Raw genomic sequence first — 22,909 nt, 5'->3', positions numbered from 1 at the left:
AAAAATTTTAATTTTTTCTTATTCCTTTTTAATCTTAGGGGATTATACTAGAGTCAATAAAAAAACAAACCAAAGGAGAATCCTATGAAATTCAATCCAAATCAAAAGTATACTCGTTGGTCAATCCGTCGTTTAAGCGTGGGTGTGGCTTCCGTCGTGGTTGCTAGTGGTTTCTTTTTGCTAGTTGGACAACCAAACACTGTGCATGCAGATGTTCTCACTTCAACTCCTGCTCCAGTTCTTCAAGTAGATTCATCATCAGTAGAAAAGAATGAGTTGCCAGAGACAGTTCTCAAAGAAGCTGTAGATTCAGCTCTTCCTGCAAATCAGACGACTCCAACTCCAAAGGAAGTAGTCGATGAGACTAATTCTTCAGACAAGTCTAGCCTAGCTCCTAAGGAAGAAGTTGTAAAACCAAAAGAAGAAGAGGTTATGCCGGAAGTTAACGAACCAAAAGAAGAAAAGGTTATGTCGGAAGTTAACAAACCAAAAGAAGAAGAAGCTAAGCCAGTGGCAACTCCTAATGCAGTTTCAAAACAAGACCGTGAAGCGACTACTCCTCAATCAGTAACAACTCCAGAGGAAGTTAAAAAAGGCGTTGCTGAGAATACTAAAGATACAGTAGATGTTCCAGCAACTTACTTGGACAAAGCCAACTTCCCAGGTCCATTCACAGCTGGTGTCAACCAAGTCATTCCATACGAATTCTTCGCTGGTGACGGTATGTTGACTCGTCTTATCTTGAAGGCCTCTGACAAGGCTCCATGGTCAGACAATGGTTCAGCTAAAAACCCCGCTCTTCCACCAGTAGAAAAATTGGGTAAAGGCCTCTACTTCTATGAAGTAGACTTGGCAGGCACCCAAGGTAAATCTGACAAAGACTTGTTAGACTTGTTGAAACAAAATGGCACTCAAAGCTATAAAGCTACTATCAAGGTGTACGGTGCTAAAGACGGTAAGGCTGATTTGACTAATCTTGTCGCAACAAAAGATTTGGATGTCAACTTGAATGGCTTGACTACGCCAACTGAAGTCCAAAAAGGCGTAGCCGACAACACCAAAGACACAGTAGATGTTCCAGCAACTTACTTGGACAAAGCCAACTTCCCAGGTCCATTCACAGCTGGTGTCAACCAAGTCATTCCATACGAATTCTTCGCTGGTGACGGTATGTTGACTCGTCTTATCTTGAAGGCCTCTGACAAGGCTCCATGGTCAGACAATGGTTCAGCTAAAAACCCCGCTCTTCCACCAGTAGAAAAATTGGGTAAAGGCCTCTACTTCTATGAAGTAGACTTGGCAGGCACCCAAGGTAAATCTGACAAAGACTTGTTAGACTTGTTGAAACAAAATGGCACTCAAAGCTATAAAGCTACTATCAAGGTGTACGGTGCTAAAGACGGTAAGGCTGATTTGACTAATCTTGTCGCAACAAAAGATTTGGATGTCAACTTGAATGGCTTGACTACGCCAACTGAAGTCCAAAAAGGCGTAGCCGACAACACCAAAGACACAGTAGATGTTCCAGCAACTTACTTGGACAAAGCCAACTTCCCAGGTCCATTCACAGCTGGTGTCAACCAAGTCATCCCATACGAATTCTTCGCTGGTGACGGTATGTTGACTCGTCTTATCTTGAAGGCCTCTGACAAGGCTCCATGGTCAGACAATGGTTCAGCTAAAAACCCCGCTCTTCCACCAGTAGAAAAATTGGGTAAAGGCCTCTACTTCTATGAAGTAGACTTGGCAGGCACCCAAGGTAAATCTGACAAAGACTTGTTAGACTTGTTGAAACAAAATGGCACTCAAAGCTATAAAGCTACTATCAAGGTGTACGGTGCTAAAGACGGTAAGGCTGATTTGACTAATCTTGTCGCAACAAAAGATTTGGATGTCAACTTGAATGGCTTGACTACGCCAACTGAAGTCCAAAAAGGCGTAGCCGACAACACCAAAGACACAGTAGATGTTCCAGCAACTTACTTGGACAAAGCCAACTTCCCAGGTCCATTCACAGCTGGTGTCAACCAAGTCATCCCATACGAAGCCTTCGCTGGCGACGGTATGTTGACTCGTCTTATCTTGAAGGCTTCTGACAAGGCTCCATGGTCAGACAATGGTTCAGCTAAAAATCCTGCCCTTCCACCAGTAGAAAAATTGGGTAAAGGCCTCTACTTCTATGAAGTAGACTTGGCAGGTACTCAAGGTAAATCAGATAAAGACTTGTTAGACTTGTTGAAACAAAACGGCACTCAAAGTTATAAAGCTACTATCAAGGTGTACGGTGCTAAAGACGGTAAGGCTGATTTGACTAATCTTGTCGCAACAAAAGATTTGGATGTCAACTTGAATGGCTTGACTACGCCAACTGAAGTCCAAAAAGGCGTAGCCGACAACACCAAAGACACAGTAGATGTTCCAGCAACTTACTTGGACAAAGCCAACTTCCCAGGTCCATTCACAGCTGGTGTCAACCAAGTCATCCCATACGAAGCCTTCGCTGGCGACGGTATGTTGACTCGCCTTATCTTGAAGGCTTCTGACAAGGCTCCATGGTCAGACAATGGTTCAGCTAAAAATCCTGCCCTTCCACCAGTAGAAAAATTGGGTAAAGGCCTCTACTTCTATGAAGTAGACTTGGCAGGTACTCAAGGTAAATCAGATAAAGACTTGTTAGACTTGTTGAAACAAAACGGCACTCAAAGTTATAAAGCTACTATCAAGGTGTACGGTGCTAAAGACGGTAAGGCTGATTTGACTAATCTTGTCGCAACAAAAGATTTGGATGTCAACTTGAATGGCTTGACTACGCCAACTGAAGTCCAAAAAGGCGTAGCCGACAACACCAAAGACACAGTAGATGTTCCAGCAACTTACTTGGACAAAGCCAACTTCCCAGGTCCATTCACAGCTGGTGTCAACCAAGTCATCCCATACGAAGCCTTCGCTGGCGACGGTATGTTGACTCGCCTTATCTTGAAGGCTTCTGACAAGGCTCCATGGTCAGACAATGGTTCAGCTAAAAATCCTGCCCTTCCACCAGTAGAAAAATTGGGTAAAGGCCTCTACTTCTATGAAGTAGACTTGGCAGGTACTCAAGGTAAATCAGATAAAGACTTGTTAGACTTGTTGAAACAAAACGGCACTCAAAGTTATAAAGCTACCATCAAGGTGTACGGTGCGAAAGATGGCAAAGCTGACTTAACAAATCTGGTAGCGACTAAAGATTTGAATGTCAACTTGAATGGCTTGACTACCCCAACTCAGGTTAAAGAGTCTGTTGTTAACAATATCAAAGACATGATTGATGTCCCAGCTAGCTACCTAGAAAAAGCGAATGTTCCTGGTCCATTCTTGGCGGGTGTTAACCAAGTCATCCCGTATGAAGCTTTCGGTGGCGACGGCATGTTGACGCGTCTCCTGCTCAAATCTTCTGATAAAGCACCATGGTCCGACAATGGTACAGCTAAAAACCCAGCACTCTTGCCACTTGAAGGCTTGGCCAAAGGTCAATACTTCTACGAAGTAGACTTAAACGGCAACACGACAGGTAAAGATGGACAAGCCCTTCTCGACCAACTTCGCACTAACGGAACTCACAGTTACCAAGCTACTGTCAAAGTTTATGGCGCCAAAGACGGCAAACCAGATTTAAGCAATCTTGTTGCGACAAAAAATGTGACGGTTGACATGAATGGTCTTGTTTCAAAAGAAGCAGTCAAAGATTCAGTTACTAAAAATATTAAAGACCATATTGACGTTCCAGCTAGCTACCTAGAAAAAGCGAATGTTCCTGGTCCATTCTTGGCGGGTGTTAACCAAGTCATCCCGTATGAAGCTTTCGGTGGCGACGGCATGTTGACGCGTCTCCTGCTCAAATCTTCTGATAAAGCACCATGGTCCGACAATGGTACAGCTAAAAACCCAGCACTCTTGCCACTTGAAGGCTTGGCCAAAGGTCAATACTTCTACGAAGTAGACTTAAACGGCAACACGACAGGTAAAGATGGACAAGCCCTTCTCGACCAACTTCGCACTAACGGAACTCACAGTTACCAAGCTACTGTCAAAGTTTATGGCGCCAAAGACGGCAAACCAGATTTAAGCAATCTTGTTGCGACAAAAAATGTGACGGTTGACATGAATGGTCTTGTTTCAAAAGAAGCAGTCAAAGATTCAGTTACTAAAAATATTAAAGACCATATTGACGTTCCAGCTAGCTACCTAGAAAAAGCGAATGTTCCTGGTCCATTCTTGGCGGGTGTTAACCAAGTCATCCCGTATGAAGCTTTCGGTGGCGACGGCATGTTGACGCGTCTCCTGCTCAAATCTTCTGATAAAGCACCATGGTCCGACAATGGTACAGCTAAAAACCCAGCACTCTTGCCACTTGAAGGCTTGGCCAAAGGTCAATACTTCTACGAAGTAGACTTAAACGGCAACACGACAGGTAAAGATGGACAAGCCCTTCTCGACCAACTTCGCACTAACGGAACTCACAGTTACCAAGCTACTGTCAAAGTTTATGGCGCCAAAGACGGCAAACCAGATTTAAGCAATCTTGTTGCGACAAAAAATGTGACGGTTGACATGAATGGTCTTGTTTCAAAAGAAGCAGTCAAAGATTCAGTTACTAAAAATATTAAAGACCATATTGACGTTCCAGCAAGCTATCTAGAAAAAGCGAATGTTCCCGGTCCATTCTTGGCTGGTGTTAACCAAGTCATCCCGTATGAAGCTTTCGGTGGTGACGGCATGTTGACGCGTCTCTTGCTCAAATCTTCTGATAAAGCACCATGGTCTGACAATGGCACAGCGAACAATCCAGCTCTCTTGCCGCTTGAAGGCTTGGCCAAAGGTCAATACTTCTACGAAGTAGACTTAAACGGCAACACGACAGGTAAAGATGGACAAGCCCTTCTCGACCAACTTCGAGCTAACGGCACTCACAGTTACCAAGCTACTGTCAAAGTTTATGGCGCCAAAGACGGCAAACCAGATTTAAGCAATCTTGTTGCGACTCGTCAAGTAACGATTCAGCTTCGTGGAAAAGAAATGGCAACAACACCATCTCAAGAAGGTCAAATGAATAAGAAACCTTCTACAACACCATCTCAAGAAGGTCAAATGAATAAGAAGCCTTCTACAACACCATCTCAAGAAGGTCAAATGAATAAGAAGTCTTCTGCAACACCATCTCAAGAAGGTCAGATGAATAAGAAGTCTTCTGCAACAGATTCTATGAGTACAGCTAAGGGTAAGAAGGAAGTGGATCATAGCATGACTGATGTGAAGGGGGAACGCCAAACTTCTAAGCCGATGGTAGATACAATGAAAAAAAATGATAAGCCTACGTTACCAAACACTGGTGAAGCTCAAACAGCTACAGCTACCATTGGTTTCTTAGGACTAGCCTTGGCAGGAATTCTTAGCCTTCTAGGTTTGAAAGCAAAACAAGAAGATTAAGGTTCAAATCATTTAAAAATTACTAAAAATAGTGTTATACTAAAGCCAGTATAACACTGTTTTTATCAGGAGATTGGCAAATGGGAAAGACAATTTTACTCGTTGATGATGAGATGGATATTCTAGATATCCAAAAACGCTATCTTGTGCAGGCTGGCTATCAGGTTTTAGTGGCTCGAGATGGCGTGGAGGGATTAGATCTTTTTAAAAAGAAATCTGTTGACCTGATCATCACAGATATCATGATGCCAAATATGGACGGTTATGACTTTATCAGTGAGGTTCAGTCTATCGCACCTGATCAACCTTTTCTCTTTACAACGGCTAAGACCAGCGAGCAGGATAAGATTTATGGCTTGAGCTTGGGGGCGGATGACTTTATCTCTAAGCCTTTCAGTCCGCGCGAGCTGGTTCTAAGAGTCAATAATATCTTGCGTCGTATTCAGCGTGGGGACGAGACAGAACAAATTGAGCTCGGTGATTTGGTGATGAATCATGTGGTTCATGAGGTTCGCATCGGGAAGCATTTTTTGGAATTAACAGTGAAGTCCTTTGAACTGCTCTGGATTTTAGCTAGCAATCCTGAGAGAGTTTTTTCAAAGACGGAGCTTTACGAGAAGGTGTGGCAGGAAGACTATGTAGATGACACCAATACCCTTAATGTTCATATCCATGCACTCAGACAAGAATTGACCAAGTATGCCAGTTCAGACACTCCTGCCATCAAAACTGTCTGGGGTCTGGGGTATAAAATGGAAAGGCCACGAGGTATAAAATGAAATTAAAAAGTTATATTCTAGTAGGATATCTGATTTCTAGTCTATTAACCATTTTGCTCGTGTTCTGGGCAGTTCAGCGAATGTTGATCGTGAAAAGTGAGATTGATTTTCTAGTTGGAATGACCTTAATTGCTAGTTTTATTGGAGCAGCAGTCAGTCTCATTCTTTTATCGCCAGTATTTTCTTCTCTTCGGCATTTGAAAAAACAAGCCCAGGATATAGCCAGCAAGGATTTTGGAACAGAGATTGAAGCCAAAGGGCCTATTGAATTTCAGGAGTTGGGTCAGGCTTTTAATGATATGTCTCATAACTTGCAAGAAACGTTTGCATCACTTGATGAAAGTGAGCGCGAAAAGGGAATGATGATTGCCCAGCTTTCTCACGATATTAAAACTCCCATCACCTCTATTCAGGCGACTGTGGAGGGTATTTTGGATGGAGTGATCAAGGAAGAGGAGCAGATTCATTATTTAACAACCATTAGTCGTCAGACAGAGCGTTTAAATAAACTAGTGGAAGAATTGGATGTTTTGACTCTTAATGCCCAGCCTCGATCAGAATCAGATGGAGAAGCCGAAATAGTCTTTATAGACCAGCTTTTGATCGAGGCTATGAGTGAATTTCAACTCTTGATTGAGCAGGAAGAGCGGGACATTTACATTCAAGTGTCTCCTGAGTCAGCAAAAATTAAGAGTCATTATGACAAACTTTCCCGTATCTTGGTCAACTTGCTAAATAATGCTTTTAAGTATTCAGACCCAGGAACTAAAATCGAGGTTACGGCTCAATTAACTGAGCAAGTCTTGACAATCAGTGTGAAAGATGAAGGACAGGGCATTGCTCCCGAGGATTTGGATAAGATTTTTAAACGCCTTTACCGTGTGGAAACTTCACGTAATATGAAGACAGGTGGCCATGGTCTGGGGCTTGCGATTGCGCGTGAGTTGGCTCATCAGCTGGGTGGAGAAATTACAGTCGAAAGCCAGTATGGCCTAGGAAGCACCTTTACATTTGCTCTCAACTTAACATAGATCCTCAGTCAGTGGTGAATGCTTTCAACTCATGGTGTAGAAAAGATAAAACCAAATTCAAGTTTTTCCAAATCTATCTCCCTATTTTTAGGGGGATTTTTATTTTATACTATAGTCAGAAAATGATCGAGAGGTTTTTGAAATGGCTACAAGTTTTTTGTTCTTTATTTCAGTTTTTCTGGCAGGGATTCTTTCCTTTTTCTCCCCTTGTATCTTACCGCTTATGCCGGTTTATGTAGGAATCTTACTAGATGAAGACCAGTCGAGAACATTCAAGATTCTAGGACGAGAGGTTTCTTGGTACGGGATGGTCAAAACACTCTGTTTTATAGCGGGATTGTCGACTGTATTTTTAGTCTTGGGCTATGGTGCTGGTGCTCTAGGGCAAGTCCTATACGCCCCTTGGTTTCGCTATCTTTTGGGTGGAATTGTCATACTATTGGGAATCCACCAAACGGGCGTCATCAATATCCAGCAGCTGCAAAAGCAAAAAAGCATCCAGTTTAAACAGAATAGCAAACGGAGTGACTTGCTTAATGCCTTCACTTTAGGGATTACTTTTAGCTTTGGTTGGACCCCCTGTGTTGGGCCTGTTCTGAGCTCTGTATTAGCGATTGCTGCTTCTGGTGGAAACGGTGCTCTTCAAGGAGGCTTACTTATGTTGGTTTATACACTCGGATTAGCCCTTCCTTTTCTAGCAATGGCTTTAGCTTCTGGCTGGGTATTACAGCGCTTTGCAAAACTCAAACCTTATATGGGAACGCTTAAGAAAATCGGCGGAGTTCTCATCATTCTTATGGGAATTCTACTTATGCTCGGAAATCTAAACGCTTTAGCGTCACTATTTGGATAAAAATTATATAATTAAAGGAGAACTATCATGAAAAAAATCGCTACTTTTACAATGGCTACTCTTAGTATCTTTGCCTTGGCTGCTTGCTCCAGTCAAAAGTCAAATTCAGATATGAAAAAGACGGACGACAGCAGCATGATGAAGAAAGACGATATGAAAAAAGATGACATGAAGAAGGATAATATGAAAGACTCTAGCATGTCTGATGACAAGATGAAAAAGGATGACATGAAGGACTCTTCTATGATGTCCGACAGTCAGTCTGACATGAAAGATGATATGAAATCAAGTGATTCAAGCATGAAGGATGACACGAAAGATTCGTCTGAAATGTCATCTGATAAATAAAATTATCAATAAGGCTGGAAGTCGTCAATTTTGTCGGCTTTCTCCTTGTTTAGAGAGGAAAAAAACTATGAGAAAACTGTCTCTATTAACCGCAGGGCTGCTTTGCGTAGGATTATTGGGAGCTTGCTCAAATCAGCAAATGAATTCGGAAGCTTCTAAAAGTGATAAAAGTTCCATGACTAGTAAGGCAAATTCTAATCAAGCTACAAAGATGGCGAAGGACTTTAGTCTGCAAGGAGTAGACGGCAAGACCTACAAGTTGTCTGATTTCAAAGGCAAGAAAGTCTATCTAAAATTTTGGGCTTCTTGGTGCTCTATCTGTCTATCCACTCTTGGAGATACCAATGACTTGGCTAAGGAGCAGTCAGGAAAAGATTATGTTGTCCTATCGGTGGTGTCTCCAACTTTTAACGGAGAAAAGTCTGCTGATGATTTCAAGGAATGGTACAAGTCTTTGGATTACAAGAACATGCCAGTTCTTATGGATACTAAGGGAGAATTGCTGAAAGAATACGGTATTCGATCCTACCCATCTGCTCTCTTTATCAATAGTGATGGCTCACTTGCTAAAACTCATGTGGGCTACATAAGCAAGGAAGATATTGAAAAAACACTAAAGGAGATCAAGTAGAAAGGAGTAAAGAAAATGGAAAGTAAATGGAAGATTTTTCTGGTTTTAATTGGTTTGCTTTTCTGTTTTGGCCTATTTTTCCTAATCAAGGGTTCCGTGTCTATTAGCTCGTCTCAGGCTAATATTGAGCAAATCAAGAAAGCCTCTATGAGTAAGACAGAAACAGTGTCCAAGCAAAAGAAAGAAGATGTCAAGGAAGAGGACAAGCGGGAGATTTATCTGGCTGGCGGCTGTTTCTGGGGAGTAGAAGAGTATTTCTCTAGAGTACCAGGTGTCATTGATGCGGAATCTGGCTATGCAAATGGTAAGAGCGACACGACCAAGTATGAATTGGTCTCTCAAACTGGTCACGCTGAGACGGTAAAAATTACCTATAACGTTAAAAAGATATCTCTCAAAGAAATCTTACTTCATTATTTCCGCATTATTGATCCAACTTCTAAAAACAAGCAGGGAAATGATCAGGGTACCCAGTATCGAACGGGTGTTTATTATAAGGACGAAGCTGATCTTGATACTATTAATCAGGTCTTTGATGAAGTCGCCAAGAAATATGATAAGCCTTTAGCTGTTGAAAAAGAACCTCTGAAAAACTTTATAAAGGCAGAAGATTATCATCAGGATTATCTAAAAAAGAATCCTAATGGATATTGCCATATCGACGTCAATCAAGCTGCTTACCCTGTTATCGAAGCTAATCGCTATCCTAAGCCTAGCGATGAAGAGATTAAGGCTAAGCTTTCGCCAGAAGAATACGCAGTTACACAAAAGAATGACACAGAGCGGGCTTTTTCTAACCGCTATTGGGATAAGTTTGATGCTGGTATCTACGTGGATGTGGTGACGGGAGAGCCTCTCTTTTCATCAAAGGATAAGTTTGACTCTGGCTGCGGTTGGCCAAGTTTCACACGTCCTATCAGTCCAGATGTTGCGACTTACAAAGAAGACAAGAGCTTTAATATGACTCGAACGGAAGTTCGCAGTCGGGTTGGAAATTCCCATCTGGGTCATGTTTTCACGGACGGTCCTAAGGACAAGGGCGGCTTGCGCTACTGCATCAATAGTCTGTCAATTAAGTTCATTCCAAAAGCTGAGATGGAGGAGAAGGGCTACGGTTATCTCTTGGATTATGTTTAAGAGCATTTTGATTGAAAATTTGCTATAATAAATCCAGTATAAATAAGGAGTTGAATCTTGTGTATTCAATTATGATTGTAGAGGATGAGTATCTGGTAAGACAGGGGATTGCGTCCTTGGTAGACTATGAACAGTTTGGTATGCAAGTCATTGCCCAGGCTGAAAATGGAAGAGAAGCTTGGCAGAAATTTCAGGAAAATCCTGCTGACATCCTGCTGACCGATATCAATATGCCACAGATGAACGGCCTCGCACTGGCCAAGCTAGTCAGGGACCAGGCTCCCAAGTGCCATATCGTTTTTCTGACTGGATATGATGATTTTGACTATGCTCGGACGGCCATTAAGCTAGGTGCAGATGACTATCTTCTCAAGCCATTTTCCAAGGATGATGTCGAGGAGATGTTGACCAAGCTGCAGATCAAGCTTGATAAGGAGCGCAAAAAAGCCCAGATTCAAAACTTAGTCGATCAAGGACAGCACTCTGAGTTGGAAGAGGCTATTCATGCGCGTCTAGCTGATTCAGAATTAAGCCTGAAAAGTTTGGCTTTCCATTTAGGGTTTAGTCCGTCCTATCTAAGTGTTCTTATCAAAAAAGAATTAGGCTTGCCCTTTCAAGATTATTTGATTCAAGAGCGGATGAAAAAAGCAAAACTCTTACTCTTAACTACAGATTTGAAGATTTATGAAATAGCAGAGCAGGTAGGTTTTGACGATATGAACTATTTTTCTCAGCGCTTCAAGCAGGTGGTTGGGCTGACACCCCGGCAGTTTAAAAAAGGAGAGGAGAAATGAAACGGTATCCGCTTCTTATCCAGTTGATTGTCTATATTTTTCTGCTGGTCCTTTTACTCTTGGGGGGTGTTGGGAGTCTTTACTATCAGACTAGCTCGGGGACTATTCGGCAGCTGACAGAGCGTACGACGCGTAATAGTATGGAGCAAAGCGGGCAGTTCATTGCTTCCTATTTGCAGAAATTAAAGCAAACCACCTCCGCACTAAGCAAGGAAGAAACGATTCGGAAGTTTGCTCAGAATCAAGAAAGCAGCGAAACGTCAGTTCAGTCTTTGATGAAAACCATCATTGAGACAGATCCGGATTTAGTGTCGGCAGTATTGGTTACCAAGGACGGGCGTGTGGTATCGACAGATACTCAAATCAGCATGCAGACATCCTCTGATATGATGAATGAAAAATGGTATCAGGAAGCAGTCCATACCAGGGCCATGCCTGTCTTGACCCCTGCTCGTAAGGAATCTCTATCATCAGAGAAGGAGAAGTGGGTTGTTTCTGTCACTCAGGAAGTGGTGGATGACGCAGGGCAGAATCTGGGTGTTTTGCGTCTGGATATAGGCTATAACAGTCTCAAAGCCTATCTGGATCGGCTTCAGCTAGGGAAGAAAGGCTTTAGCTTTATTGTCAACAGCCAGCATGAATTTGTCTATCATCCTAAGAAGAGTGTTTATTCCTCTAGTCAGGAAATGAAAGCTATGCAGCCCTATATCTCAGTCAAGGACGGTTACGCAGACCAGAAGCGGGCTTTTGTCTACCAGATTGATATTGCGGACAGCGACTGGACTTTAATTGGCGTCGCCTCATTAGAGCAATTACAGATGCTTCAGTCACAGATGCTTTATTCTTTTGTAGGAATGGGCGTTTTAGCACTCCTGCTGTGCTTGACTGGTATTTGGTTTGTTCTGCGTTTGTGGATTAAGCCTCTGCAGAATCTGCAGGCTGTCATTCTGAAGATTGGGGCAGGTGACTCAAATCTGCGAGCGGAAGCAAAGGGTTCTCCAGAGTTAGTTGACTTGGCTCAGCAGTTCAATAAAATGCTGGACCAAATTGAACAACTGATGGAAGCTGTCAAGACTGAAGAACAAAATGTCCGACGCTATGAGCTCCGAGCTCTCTCAGCTCAAATCAACCCCCATTTCCTTTATAATACCTTAGATACGATTGTCTGGATGGCTGAATTTAACGACAGCAAGCGTGTTGTTGAGGTAACGAAATCACTCGCTCAGTATTTCCGCTTGGCGCTCAATCAAGGGCATGAACAAATTTCTCTTAGAGATGAGATTGATCACGTTCGTCAGTATCTCTTTATCCAGAAGCAGCGCTATGGTGACAAGCTCCAATATGAGATTGAAGAGGATGAATCTCTGGCTGATTATAAACTGCCCAAGCTAGTACTTCAGCCTTTGGTCGAAAATGCCATCTACCATGGCATTAAAGAAATTGACCGCCAAGGCATGATTCGGGTGACGTCAGTAGTAGAAGAAGGACAACTGATATTGTCTATCTATGATAACGGCCGTGGCTTTGATGTCAACGCCTCTATAGATGCGACTCTCCTTCGTTTAGGTGGTGTCGGTCTGAAAAATGTTGATCAACGTTTAAGATTGCAGTTCGGAGACGACTATCATATGGAAATCCAATCCGAACCAGATAAATTTACCCAGATTTGTCTTTACTTGCCGCTAGTTACAGATGATTAAGTTCGCTATCTTTCAATATTCAAGAGGCTGGGACAAAAGTCCTAGCCTCTCAATTGTTTTTGGATTGTCGAGCAAGACGCAGTGGTTGAGTGGGCGCTACTACGCTGATTTCATCAGCTTTTACAGCCCTACTCAACTGTGCGGAGGTGGGACGACGAAATCGAATTCTAACGAATTACCGATTTCTGTCCCACTCTCTTTTTTGCTGTTTAGGAGCAAAATAGGACTTTCACAGATGGCTTCTCCGATAAATTATACAAGAATGAGGATAGTGTAGCAAAATGTGGAAAATTTTAAATCGTTTGTTATAATAATATTGACAAACACATCTTAAAGGAGGTTGGGATGGAGTCTGGTTTATTTTTTGTTTCGGTCTTTTTGGCTGGAATTCTCTCGTTTTTCTCACCTTGCATCTTTCCCCTGTTACCAGTCTACATAGGAATTTTGCTGGATGAAGAAGAGCCTAGAGAAGTCAAGTTTTTAGGCAGAAAGATTGCTTGGACTGGTCTGATCAAGACCCTGTGTTTCATTGCTGGAATTTCCTTGGTTTTCTTTCTACTAGGCTTTGGTGCAGGATTCTTAGGTGGAGTGATTTACGATGAGAAATTCCGTTATCTGATGGGGATTATCATTATCTTGCTAGGAATTCACCAGATGGAGCTGATTAATATCAGGCAGTTACAATTCCAGAAAAATGTGGAATTTAAGAAGAACAGTCGTCGGAATGATTTTCTGTCAGCCTTTTTGCTTGGTATTAGTTTCAGTTTTGGTTGGACGCCTTGTATTGGCCCTGTCCTTAGTTCGGTTCTGGCTCTAGCTGCCTCTGGAGGAAATGGAGCTGTTCAAGGAGCGCTTCTAACATTGGTGTATACCTTGGGAATGGCCTTGCCGTTTCTCATCTTGGCCCTAGCTTCTGGCTTCGTTATGCGCTATTTTGCGAAAATCAAACCCTACATGGGATTGATGAAAAAAATTGGAGGAGCCTTGATTATTTTCATGGGAATCCTTCTCATGCTCGGGCAGTTAAATGCTTTATCAGGAATCTTTGGATAAAAGGAGAAAAAGATGAAAAAAATTCTTTCGCTAGTTGTTGCTTTGGTGGCGTTTCTGACACTTTCAGCCTGCTCTTCTGACGAAAAGAGCACAGATAGCCAAAGCCAGTCCAATACAAGTGTTCAATCGCTGGTTGCAGTTGGCCAGGAGGCACCGGACTTCACTCTTCAGTCGATGGATGGAAAAACTGTCAAGCTTTCTGATTACCGTGGGAAAAAAGTCTATCTGAAGTTCTGGGCTTCTTGGTGCGGACCTTGTAAGCGAAGCATGCCAGAATTGGTCGAGTTAGCTGGTAAAAAAGATCGTGATTTTGAAATATTGTCTATTGTAGCACCGGGTCTCCAAGGAGAGAAGTCTGTTGAGGACTTCCCAAAATGGTATCAAGAACAAGGATATAAGGATGTGCCCGTTCTATTTGACACGTCTGGTGAAATCTTCCAAGCCTATCAGGTTCGCAGTATTCCAACCGAAATCCTCATTGATAGCCAAGGAAAAATTGGTAAAATTCAATTTGGAGCAATCAGCAACGAAGAAGCAGAAAAAGCTTTTAAAGAAATGAAATAAAGTAAAAATAGAGTCGGACAGAAATCGATAATTCGTTAGAATTCGATTTCGTCGTCCCACCTCCGCACAGTTGAGTGGGCTGTAAAAGCTGATTTCATCAGCTTTTACAGCCCACTCAACCACTGCGTCTTGCTCGACAATCCAAAGACAATTGAGGAATTTGGGACAAAAGTCCGACCTCAAATATAAAAAGCGAACAAAACTAGTTTTCTGGTCATCAGAATTCTGCTTTGTCCGCTTTTCGCATTTAATTATAGATTTGAAGGAATTAATAATTAAGATTTTTAAAAATTGAAATCTTTTTGTCCCAAACTCCTTTTATTTTGTTTTGATTAGGCACTAGCACCAGAAGTAGCATCGGCATTTCCACCGCCGTGGCCACCCGTATCTGAAGCGCCAGAAGAAGCATCAGCGGCTGCAGGTGCAAATGGTCCGCTTCCTCCGACCAAGCGTTGGCCAGTTGTTTGCAAATACCAGTCAAGCCAAGGTTGGAAGTTGAAGACGATTTCGTTGATACCAGCGTAAGAACCGTCAGGATAATACATTGCTTGGTAGTTATGGGTGTTGATAACCCCTGCTGGTGAACCTGGAACAATTGTACGAACGTACTCTTGATCACCATTACGAAGAACACCAACTACCCATTCTACGTTCTTCATGCGGGCAGCAGGAAGAGAGTTATGTAGAGTTGAGAGACGGCCACCTGATTGAGATGGTACACGTTTAGCAAACATAGTGTCTGGATCTTGATGAACGTTGTTATAGTAAAGGAACTGGTTGTTATCATCGGCATAAGTCAACTCGAACGGCATAGCTTTTAAGAACATGTCGATTTGGTTAACTGTCAAGATACCATGGTCAAGTTTGACATAAGTATCGCCAGAAACAGCACCAACAGCTTTTGCTGCTTTTTCTACCCATTCTGGATCATCAGGGTCAACTTCTGTGATGGTTGTTGCGATTGGTTTACCACAATCCAAGTCTTCTGGTTCAATTGGTTTTGGTTTTTTCAATTTTGAGACTACCTCAACATATTTAACAAAGTTATCTAAGCAAGATTCAAGGAATTTAACAGTTCCTTCGTTTGTGATGTTGCCTGCATTATCAAAAGCTTCTTTCGCTTTACCAAGAAGGAATTCATTTCCTGGTAAAGTATAAGCATTGACACCTGGAGCATCCAAGATTTTACGCAAATGCACTTGGGCACGAGAGGTTCCTTGGTCGTAGTAGGAAGCTCCCACAATCATGACAGGTTTGCTTTCAAATGGGTGAACCTCATAAGAGAGCCATTCAAGGACGCTTTTGAGAGCTGCTGTAATGGTGTGGTTGTGCTCAGGAGTAGCAATAATGACACCATCAGCGCGCGTGATTCGGTTGTACAAAAGGCGCAGTTGGAAGGATTCGTCCCATTTCTCATCTTGATTAAAGAGTGGAACTTCATCAATTTCCAAGACTTCTAATTCAAATTTCAGTTTAAATTGTTTTCTGATGAATTCTAGTAATTTACGGTTGTATGATTGGTCTGCATTTGAGCCGACAAGTCCAACAAATTTCATGTGATTCTTTCCCTTCTAGTTCTTACAATTTTTCCCAGTCAAAGTTTTCAGCTTCTTGATGAAGAAGTGCTTGGGCACTTGATAACTTTTCTGTAATTTTAACAAACAAACGGAAGTCATCAAAAAGAGCGTCTAATTTTTGAATGGTTTCGAGGTCAATCAAGTCTCCATTTTTATCAAAGGCTTGAAGTGAGTGAGAAAGTAGGAATTCAGAACCTGGCATAACAGAAGCCTTGAGTTCTGGTGAATCCAAAATTTGACGGAGTTGTAGTTGGGCGCGAGATGAACCCAGAGTTCCATAAGAGGCTCCTGTAATCATCACTGGTTTACCAAGTAATGGATAGATACCGTAAGACAACCAAGCCAAGGCACTCATAAGTACAGCAGGAATAGAGTGGTCATATTCAGGCGTTCCGATGATAACACCATCAGCAGCTTCGATTTTCGCAGCGATTTCTTTAACAATCTCTGGAACTTGCATATCAGACGGTTTGTTGAAAATAGGAATATCTTTGATTTCAACCAACTCGATTTCTGCTTTATCAGCGAAATGCTTTTGCATGTACTGAAGGAGTTGGCGGTTGGTTGATTTCTTTGAGTTTGTACCAACTAGACCGATAAATTTTAACATAGTAGGTTCCTTTCTGGATTTAGGATAAGATTTCTGGGCTGAGACCAGATGAATAAAAAATTTGATGATTTTCTGTAATAACGAAGGCTTCGATTCCATTTTCTTGTTCGACTTTCTCTAAGATGGAAGTAGGGCTTTCCCCGAATAAACGGGTCGTCCATATTTCACCATCTACGGACTTTGATGAAACAATCGTGAGACTAGCTAGCTGATTGTCAATCGGATAACCTGTGGTGCGGTCAAAAATATGATGATAGACCCTGCCGTCAACTTGCAGTTTTCTTTCATATATCCCTGAGGTCACGACAGACTGATCCTGAATGGATAGAAGAGCTAGGTCGTTTCCCCGTGGCAAGCTTGGATTTTGAATGCCAATCCACCAGCAACGATTATTTTTTTCATTTAGACCAATGGTTAAGATATTTCCACCAAGATTGATGAGGGCAGAGGTGACACCTTGTCTTCTTAGAAAAGCAGCGATTTTATCTGCGATATAGCCTTTGGCAAGGGCGCCTAAGTCGATTTTCATGCCTTCCATTGTTAAAAAAACACTGGAGGCAGCTGCATCTAACTCGATACACTCAGGGTCAGTGAGTGCCAGCGCTTGCTTGATTTCTTTGGGACTGGGAACTTTCGCATCCGCAAAGCCTATCCGCCAAGTTTGAATCAAGGGACCTAAGGTAATATTGAGATGACTGTCTGGAGCGAGACTATGCTTTTTTCCTAACTCAATCAACTCAAACAGATCAGGATGGACGCAAACGGCATGTTTACCAGCAGCGTGATTGATTTGCATGAGCTCAGAGCTGTCATCATTTGCACTAAAACGCTTTTCGTACAATCTAAGAAGTGAAAACACTTGATCCAGAAGACTGTCAGCATCTTTATGGAGAATCGAAATAGTAATAGTTGATCCCATTAAATGGATGGATCTAGACTTAAGATCCACTTCTATCACAACCTTCCCTATTAAATTTCTTAATCTTCCCTATTAGTATACCAAAAAGATACCGTTTTCACAATTGTAAATATATACTATTTTCAGAAAAATTGAAATTTTTTGCTTAAATTTATGGAGAAATCGAATTTATTTGCCATATTTTTAAAAATCCTGAGCATATATCTTGTAAACGCTAACAGAAACATGATATACTAGCTTTGTAAATTAAATTTTAAAGGTGGAATTATTCTATGAGTAAAATTGTTGTAGTTGGTGCTAACCACGCGGGTACTGCATGTATCAACACTATGTTGGATAACTTTGGTCATGAAAATGAAATCGTTGTATTTGACCAAAACTCAAATATTTCATTCCTAGGTTGTGGAATGGCGCTTTGGATCGGTAAGCAAATTGACGGTGCTGAAGGCTTGTTCTACTCTGATAAAGAAAAATTGGAAGCAAAAGGTGCTAAAGTTTACATGAACTCACCAGTTCTTTCAATCGACTATGACAACAAAGTTGTTACAGCAGAAGTTGAAGGAAAAGAGCACAAAGAATCTTATGACAAATTGATCTTTGCGACTGGATCTACTCCAATCTTGCCTCCAATCGAAGGTGTTGAAATTGTCAAAGGTAACCGAGAATTCAAGACAACTCTTGAAAATGTTCAATTTGTTAAGTTGTACCAAAATGCTGAAGAAGTTATTAACAAACTTGCTGACAAGAGCAAACACCTTGAGCGTATCGCTGTTGTTGGTGGTGGTTACATCGGTGTTGAGCTTGCTGAAGCCTTTGAACGTCTTGGAAAAGAAGTTGTACTTGTTGACATCGTAGACACTGTGTTGAACGGCTACTACGATAAAGACTTCACTCAAATGATGGCGAAGAACTTGGAAGACCATAACATCCGCTTGGCTCTTGGTCAAACAGTTAAAGCAATCCAAGGTGATGGCAAAGTTGAACGCTTGGTAACGGACAAAGAAACATTTGATGTGGACATGGTTGTTCTTGCTGTTGGTTTCCGTCCTAACACAGCTCTTGCTGATGGTAAGATTGAACTCTTCCGCAACGGTGCCTTCCTTGTAGATAAGAAACAAGAAACATCAATCCCAGGCGTTTACGCAGTAGGTGACTGTGCGACTGTTTATGACAACGCTCGTAAAGACACAAGCTACATCGCACTTGCTTCAAACGCTGTTCGTACTGGTATCGTTGGTGCTTACAATGCTTGTGGACATGAATTGGAAGGAATCGGTGTACAAGGTTCAAACGGTATCTCAATTTACGGACTTCACATGGTTTCAACTGGTTTGACTCTTGAAAAGGCTAAAGCTGCTGGTTACAACGCAACTGAAACAGGCTTTAACGATCTTCAAAAACCAGAATTCATGAAACATGACAACCACGAAGTTGCCATCAAGATTGTATTTGATAAAGACAGTCGCGAAATTCTTGGAGCTCAAATGGTATCACGTGATTCTGCTATCAGCATGGGAATCCACATGTTCTCACTTGCTATCCAAGAGCATGTCACAATTGATAAATTGGCCTTGACAGACCTATTCTTCTTGCCACACTTCAACAAACCATACAACTACATCACAATGGCTGCACTTACAGCTGAAAAATAAGACATGAAAGTCCCGATGAGGGACTTTTTTTGTTGCTCGCTTTATCAAGTCCAATTGTCAAGACAATATAGAACGAGAAGTATCGCTGAAAAGACGAGAATGAAAACAAGACAAGCATATTATAGGTTTGCCAACTAGTACAATAATTAATAATCATTCTAATGAGTCTTAAAATTACTTCTATTTTAGATTTTTTTGTTATACTAAGATGAAAATAAAATTTTAGAAAGTTGCTATATGAAGAAAAATATTGTTCTTTTTACTTTTCTCCTTCTGAGCGCAATTGGCTTGGAATACGAGACACAAGCTTATACCACTGGCAGTATGTCAGGTTCTGGTTATGGAATTGTCGGACTGTCAGCCCTCTTGGCACTACTTTATATCATCCCAGCTCTGTTTTTGATTCGCAGTTTGGGTAAAAAATGGCAGACGCCAGCATTTAGCCTTGGGATTGCTCTGCTAGGTGGGTTATTCATTTCTGGTTGGACGTCTGGATTAGCTAATACTTATATCCACGAGTGGGTTAGCACGAGCTTTCCAAATACAGTGATTAGTTATCTAGAGAATGCCCTCGCAGCTCCGCTGGTTGAAGAGCCGCTTAAGCTTTTGGCAGTTGCTTTCGCTGTCTATCTAGTGCCAGTCAAAAAACTTAAAGGTTTTTTACTATTGGGAATTACAGCTGGCATAGGTTTTCAGATTAGTGAGGACTTTTCTTATATCCTTTCCGACCTACCTGAAGGATTTTCCTTCACGATCTCTGGTATTTTAGGCCGTATCACAGGCGGGGTAGCTTCTCACTGGCTCTACACTGCTTTGACCACTATCGGATTAGCTCTGATGTTCCGATTTGCTAAGACTCAAAAAATCTATTTTAAAGCTGGTCTATTTTACTTCTTATCAGCTTTTGTTCTCCACTTCTTCTGGAACTCTCCATTGACTTCTATTGAAACGGATATCCCAGTTATCGTTCCCGTCATGACTGCTGTGGCTGTCTTCATTTTCTACCAAGCTTATCGAACAGCACACAAGATTGATCAAGAAGATTTATCAATCTAAAAGCGAAACGACCTTCAGGGTCGTTTTTTTTGATGTCCAAACTGCATTTTTGGCATTCTTTTAACTCTGAGGGAGTTGATATTAAAAGTTTTACATTCAAAAGTAAAATGTTCATGGCTATCGCCTTGTTTCTGGCCCATATTTTGTGCTAAAATGTTGCTATAAGGTCTTTGGGAGAGAAATGATGATCAAACAAAAAGAACAAATTTCTGATACGAAAAAAGAATTTAATTTTATATCCAGCTCTATTATTTCCCAAGTATCTAGGGGGATTCTGGTAGGTATTTTTGCTGGACTAGTAGTGGGGGCATTTCGTTTTTTGATTGAGAAAAGTTTCCACTTGATTCAGGCGGCCTATGTGAGGGGTAGAAGTGAGTGGTTTTGGCTAGTAGCCTTGCTTTTCTTCTATGCTTTTATTGTCTTTATCAATGCTAGATTGGTAGCTACAGAAAAGGATATAAAGGGTTCAGGGATTCCACAGGTTGAGGCCGAGTTGAAAGGCTTGATGTCACTTTCTTGGTGGAGCATCCTCTGGAAAAAATTCTTAGTTGGTATTTTAGCGATTTCCAGTGGCTTGATGCTGGGACGCGAGGGACCGAGTATTCAGCTAGGAGCGATGAGCGGGAAAGGCATATCTAAGTGGCTGAACTTGAGTCCGGTAGAGGAGCGGACCTTGATTGCTAGTGGTGCAGCTGCGGGCTTGGCTGCGGCTTTTAATGCGCCAATTGCAGGTTTGCTTTTTGTCGTTGAGGAAGTGTACCATCATTTCTCCCGCTTCTTTTGGGTTTCAACCTTGGCCGCAAGTTTGGTGGCAAATTTCATTTCCCTGTCTATATTTGGCCTGACCCCCGTTTTGGATATGCCGGATAATATTCCTTTCATGGGGCTGAATCAGTACTGGATCTATATCTTAATGGGCCTGTTTTTAGGATTGGCTGGTTTTCTCTATGAAAAAGCGGTCCTCAATATTCATCTGGTTTATGAAGCTCTGGGAAAAATTTTTAGGCTACCGAAAAATTATTATCCAATTTTTTCCTTTGTTTTAATCGTTCCGATTGGCTATTTTCTGCCTCATTTGCTGGGCGGTGGGAATCAGCTGATTCTGTCTCTGACGAGTGCTCATTATACAGTCGGAACCCTGCTTATCTTTTTCTTGCTTCGTTTTGCATGGAGTATGATCAGTTATGGTAGTGGTCTACCAGGCGGTATTTTTCTGCCAATTCTAGCCTTGGGATCTCTATTGGGCGCAGCAATTGGAGTCCTTTGTGTAGAAGCTGGGTTCATTACGCAGGAACAATTTCCAATCTTTATCATTTTGGGAATGAGTGGGTATTTTGGCGCTATTTCTAAGGCTCCACTAACGGCTATGATTCTCGTGACGGAGATGGTGGGAGATATCCGTAACCTTATGCCACTGGGCTTGGTCACTCTGATGGCCTATATTGCCATGGATCTGCTAAAGGGAGCGCCTGTTTATGAAGCTATGCTTGAAAAAATGCTGCCTCATCGGATTGAAGATGACGGTGAGACAACCCTGATTGAAATTCCTGTTTCAGAAAAGATTGCGGGTCGGCAGGTGCATGAATTGGAGCTACCGCATGGCGTTTTGATCACCATGAATATCCATAAGGGTAAGACTCAGACGGTCAACGGAGCCAGTCGTCTCTACCTAGGAGATACGATTTATGTTGTCGTTAAGAAGTCAGAAATTGGTAAAATTAAAGATATCTTGCTTTAAAATACTTGTTTCTTGACTCAGAAAAAATAGTTTTATTATAATTATCTGACAATTTATTGAAATATGAGAAATAAATTGTTATAATTTATATGAATTCGCCCCTTTTAGGGAAAATAAAGGAGTCAAGATGAAAAAACTTGGAATTGTCTTATTGTCAACAGCTATTTTACTGACTGGCTGTGCTGCTAATCAAAAATCGAATACAAGTGCCAGCAGTTCGGAAGCGAAAACAAGTCTATCGGCCTCTGACCGGAAAGCTTTGGATAAGGCAACGGCAGAGTATAAAGCCTTTGTACAGAAAGAAATTGATCAATTATTGACGGATACGGAGAAATTCAGAGATACGCTCAAAGAAGGCAAGCTTGATGAAGCCAAGAAAATGTATCCGCTAATTCGCATGAGCTACGAGCGTTCAGAGCCGATTGCCGAAAGCTTCGGAGAGTCTGATGTGAAAATTGACTTCCGCTTAGCTGACTATGTGGATGAAAACAAGACCGAAGAAGGCTGGTCAGGCTTCCACCGGATTGAAAAAATTCTGTGGGAAACTAATACAACGGCTGGTACGGAGAAATATGCAGACCAGTTGGTCAATGACATCAAAGAATTAAAGGCTAAAATCGCGACTGTTGAGGTCACACCAGACATCATGCTGACTGGTGCAGTTGACCTCCTTAACGAAGTGGCGACCAGCAAGATTACTGGTGAAGAAGAAATCTTCTCCCATACGGATTTGTATGACTTCCGTGCCAATATTCAAGGGGCAGAAAAGATTTTTGAACTCTTTAAACCTTTGATTGCCAAGAAAGATGAAAAACTGGTAAAAAGTATAGAAACTGAGTTCAAGAATGTTAATAGTTTGCTAGACAAGCACATGACTGATTCTAAGAATTATAAACTTTATACCGAATTGAGCAAGGAAGATACCAAAGAGCTAGGAGAAGCTGTCACAAAACTGGGCGAGCCTCTCTCGCAAATGGGTATCATCCTAGATGGGAAGTAAG

At 41.8% G+C, this 22,909-nt stretch carries 18 protein-coding genes; 15 read left to right on the top strand and 3 right to left on the bottom strand.

Features of this window, described 5'->3' with window-relative positions:
• Nucleotides 1-84 precede the first annotated feature (84 nt).
• The 11 genes from FZ941_RS02205 to sdbB all read left to right on the top strand — a co-directional run bounded on the left by FZ941_RS02205 (nt 85) and on the right by sdbB (nt 14,356).
• Nucleotides 85-5,466, top strand: coding sequence for an SSURE domain-containing protein (locus tag FZ941_RS02205; protein WP_148886680.1), 5,382 nt, complete (start codon nt 85-87; stop codon nt 5,464-5,466).
• 80 nt (nt 5,467-5,546) lie between these two features.
• Nucleotides 5,547-6,245, top strand: a complete 699-nt coding sequence (locus tag FZ941_RS02200) for a response regulator transcription factor (RefSeq protein ID WP_111694521.1) — start codon at nt 5,547-5,549, stop codon at nt 6,243-6,245.
• On the top strand, nt 6,242-7,276 hold the full coding sequence (locus FZ941_RS02195; RefSeq protein WP_015604713.1) for a cell wall metabolism sensor histidine kinase WalK: 1,035 nt from the start codon (nt 6,242-6,244) through the stop codon (nt 7,274-7,276). The genes FZ941_RS02200 and FZ941_RS02195 overlap by 4 nt, the downstream gene beginning before the upstream one ends.
• A gap of 142 nt (nt 7,277-7,418) precedes the next feature.
• Nucleotides 7,419-8,129: a thiol-disulfide oxidoreductase-associated membrane protein CcdA2 gene (gene ccdA2 / locus FZ941_RS02190; RefSeq protein WP_148886679.1), complete on the top strand. Its 711-nt coding sequence runs from the start codon at nt 7,419-7,421 to the stop codon at nt 8,127-8,129.
• Between the two features lie 27 nt (nt 8,130-8,156).
• A complete protein-coding gene (locus FZ941_RS02185) occupies nt 8,157-8,477 on the top strand; it encodes a hypothetical protein (protein ID WP_148886678.1) in 321 nt (106 codons plus the stop codon).
• Nucleotides 8,478-8,544: 67 nt separating this feature from the next.
• Nucleotides 8,545-9,108: a redoxin family protein gene (locus FZ941_RS02180; protein WP_148886677.1), complete on the top strand. Its 564-nt coding sequence runs from the start codon at nt 8,545-8,547 to the stop codon at nt 9,106-9,108.
• 15 nt (nt 9,109-9,123) lie between these two features.
• Complete coding sequence (gene msrB, locus FZ941_RS02175) at nt 9,124-10,245, top strand: peptide-methionine (R)-S-oxide reductase MsrB (RefSeq protein WP_148886676.1); 1,122 nt, start codon at nt 9,124-9,126, stop codon at nt 10,243-10,245.
• Nucleotides 10,246-10,304: 59 nt separating this feature from the next.
• Nucleotides 10,305-11,039, top strand: a complete 735-nt coding sequence (locus tag FZ941_RS02170) for a response regulator (RefSeq protein ID WP_148886675.1) — start codon at nt 10,305-10,307, stop codon at nt 11,037-11,039.
• Entirely contained in the window at nt 11,036-12,739 is a 1,704-nt protein-coding gene (locus FZ941_RS02165; RefSeq protein WP_148886674.1) for a sensor histidine kinase, read from the top strand. The genes FZ941_RS02170 and FZ941_RS02165 overlap by 4 nt, the downstream gene beginning before the upstream one ends.
• 345 nt (nt 12,740-13,084) lie before the next feature.
• Complete coding sequence (ccdA2, locus tag FZ941_RS02160; protein ID WP_148886673.1) at nt 13,085-13,792, top strand: thiol-disulfide oxidoreductase-associated membrane protein CcdA2; 708 nt, start codon at nt 13,085-13,087, stop codon at nt 13,790-13,792.
• Between the two features lie 12 nt (nt 13,793-13,804).
• Nucleotides 13,805-14,356, top strand: coding sequence for a thiol-disulfide oxidoreductase-associated lipoprotein SdbB (gene sdbB / locus FZ941_RS02155; RefSeq protein WP_148886672.1), 552 nt, complete (start codon nt 13,805-13,807; stop codon nt 14,354-14,356).
• 332 nt (nt 14,357-14,688) lie between these two features.
• On the opposite strand, the gene FZ941_RS02150 is transcribed toward sdbB, so the two are convergent.
• From FZ941_RS02150 to FZ941_RS02140, 3 genes are read right to left on the bottom strand one after another with little or no spacing between them, the layout of a single operon-like run.
• Nucleotides 14,689-15,912 carry an NAD(P)H-dependent oxidoreductase gene (locus tag FZ941_RS02150; protein WP_148886671.1) on the bottom strand — a complete coding sequence of 408 codons (1,224 nt, stop codon included), beginning with the start codon at nt 15,910-15,912 and terminating at the stop codon, nt 14,689-14,691.
• Between the two features lie 22 nt (nt 15,913-15,934).
• Complete coding sequence (locus FZ941_RS02145) at nt 15,935-16,543, bottom strand: NADPH-dependent FMN reductase (protein WP_148886670.1); 609 nt, start codon at nt 16,541-16,543, stop codon at nt 15,935-15,937.
• Between the two features lie 19 nt (nt 16,544-16,562).
• The gene (locus FZ941_RS02140) at nt 16,563-17,492 is read right to left on the bottom strand and encodes an FAD:protein FMN transferase (protein ID WP_316246080.1); all 930 of its coding nucleotides are present in this window, start codon (nt 17,490-17,492) and stop codon (nt 16,563-16,565) included.
• A gap of 242 nt (nt 17,493-17,734) precedes the next feature.
• Here FZ941_RS02140 and nox point away from each other — a divergent pair, with 242 nt between their 5' ends.
• From nox to efeO, 4 genes are all read left to right on the top strand, one after another.
• A complete protein-coding gene (nox, locus tag FZ941_RS02135; protein ID WP_148886668.1) occupies nt 17,735-19,114 on the top strand; it encodes a H2O-forming NADH oxidase in 1,380 nt (459 codons plus the stop codon).
• Nucleotides 19,115-19,351: 237 nt separating this feature from the next.
• Nucleotides 19,352-20,170 carry a PrsW family intramembrane metalloprotease gene (locus tag FZ941_RS02130; protein WP_148886667.1) on the top strand — a complete coding sequence of 273 codons (819 nt, stop codon included), beginning with the start codon at nt 19,352-19,354 and terminating at the stop codon, nt 20,168-20,170.
• 184 nt (nt 20,171-20,354) lie between these two features.
• Entirely contained in the window at nt 20,355-21,908 is a 1,554-nt protein-coding gene (locus FZ941_RS02125) for a chloride channel protein (RefSeq protein WP_148877626.1), read from the top strand.
• A gap of 127 nt (nt 21,909-22,035) precedes the next feature.
• Complete coding sequence (gene efeO, locus FZ941_RS02120; RefSeq protein ID WP_148886666.1) at nt 22,036-22,908, top strand: iron uptake system protein EfeO; 873 nt, start codon at nt 22,036-22,038, stop codon at nt 22,906-22,908.
• Nucleotide 22,909 lies beyond the last annotated feature (1 nt).

Origin of the sequence: Streptococcus sp. Marseille-P6264 (genome assembly GCF_902460355.1) — a bacterium.
Taxonomy (GTDB): domain Bacteria; phylum Bacillota; class Bacilli; order Lactobacillales; family Streptococcaceae; genus Streptococcus.
This window is presented reverse-complemented; position numbering and strand designations above follow the sequence as displayed.

Coding starts and splice junctions, on each gene's coding strand:
- sdbB (WP_148886672.1), top strand. CDS start 13,805: ATGAAAAAAATTCTTTCGCTAGTTGTTGCTTTGGTGGCGTTTCTGACA.
- FZ941_RS02150 (WP_148886671.1), bottom strand. CDS start 15,912: ATGAAATTTGTTGGACTTGTCGGCTCAAATGCAGACCAATCATACAAC.
- FZ941_RS02130 (WP_148886667.1), top strand. CDS start 19,352: ATGAAGAAAAATATTGTTCTTTTTACTTTTCTCCTTCTGAGCGCAATT.
- msrB (WP_148886676.1), top strand. CDS start 9,124: ATGGAAAGTAAATGGAAGATTTTTCTGGTTTTAATTGGTTTGCTTTTC.
- FZ941_RS02205 (WP_148886680.1), top strand. CDS start 85: ATGAAATTCAATCCAAATCAAAAGTATACTCGTTGGTCAATCCGTCGT.
- FZ941_RS02125 (WP_148877626.1), top strand. CDS start 20,355: ATGATCAAACAAAAAGAACAAATTTCTGATACGAAAAAAGAATTTAAT.
- FZ941_RS02200 (WP_111694521.1), top strand. CDS start 5,547: ATGGGAAAGACAATTTTACTCGTTGATGATGAGATGGATATTCTAGAT.
- FZ941_RS02185 (WP_148886678.1), top strand. CDS start 8,157: ATGAAAAAAATCGCTACTTTTACAATGGCTACTCTTAGTATCTTTGCC.
- FZ941_RS02165 (WP_148886674.1), top strand. CDS start 11,036: ATGAAACGGTATCCGCTTCTTATCCAGTTGATTGTCTATATTTTTCTG.
- FZ941_RS02180 (WP_148886677.1), top strand. CDS start 8,545: ATGAGAAAACTGTCTCTATTAACCGCAGGGCTGCTTTGCGTAGGATTA.
- efeO (WP_148886666.1), top strand. CDS start 22,036: ATGAAAAAACTTGGAATTGTCTTATTGTCAACAGCTATTTTACTGACT.
- FZ941_RS02195 (WP_015604713.1), top strand. CDS start 6,242: ATGAAATTAAAAAGTTATATTCTAGTAGGATATCTGATTTCTAGTCTA.
- nox (WP_148886668.1), top strand. CDS start 17,735: ATGAGTAAAATTGTTGTAGTTGGTGCTAACCACGCGGGTACTGCATGT.
- ccdA2 (WP_148886679.1), top strand. CDS start 7,419: ATGGCTACAAGTTTTTTGTTCTTTATTTCAGTTTTTCTGGCAGGGATT.
- ccdA2 (WP_148886673.1), top strand. CDS start 13,085: ATGGAGTCTGGTTTATTTTTTGTTTCGGTCTTTTTGGCTGGAATTCTC.
- FZ941_RS02145 (WP_148886670.1), bottom strand. CDS start 16,543: ATGTTAAAATTTATCGGTCTAGTTGGTACAAACTCAAAGAAATCAACC.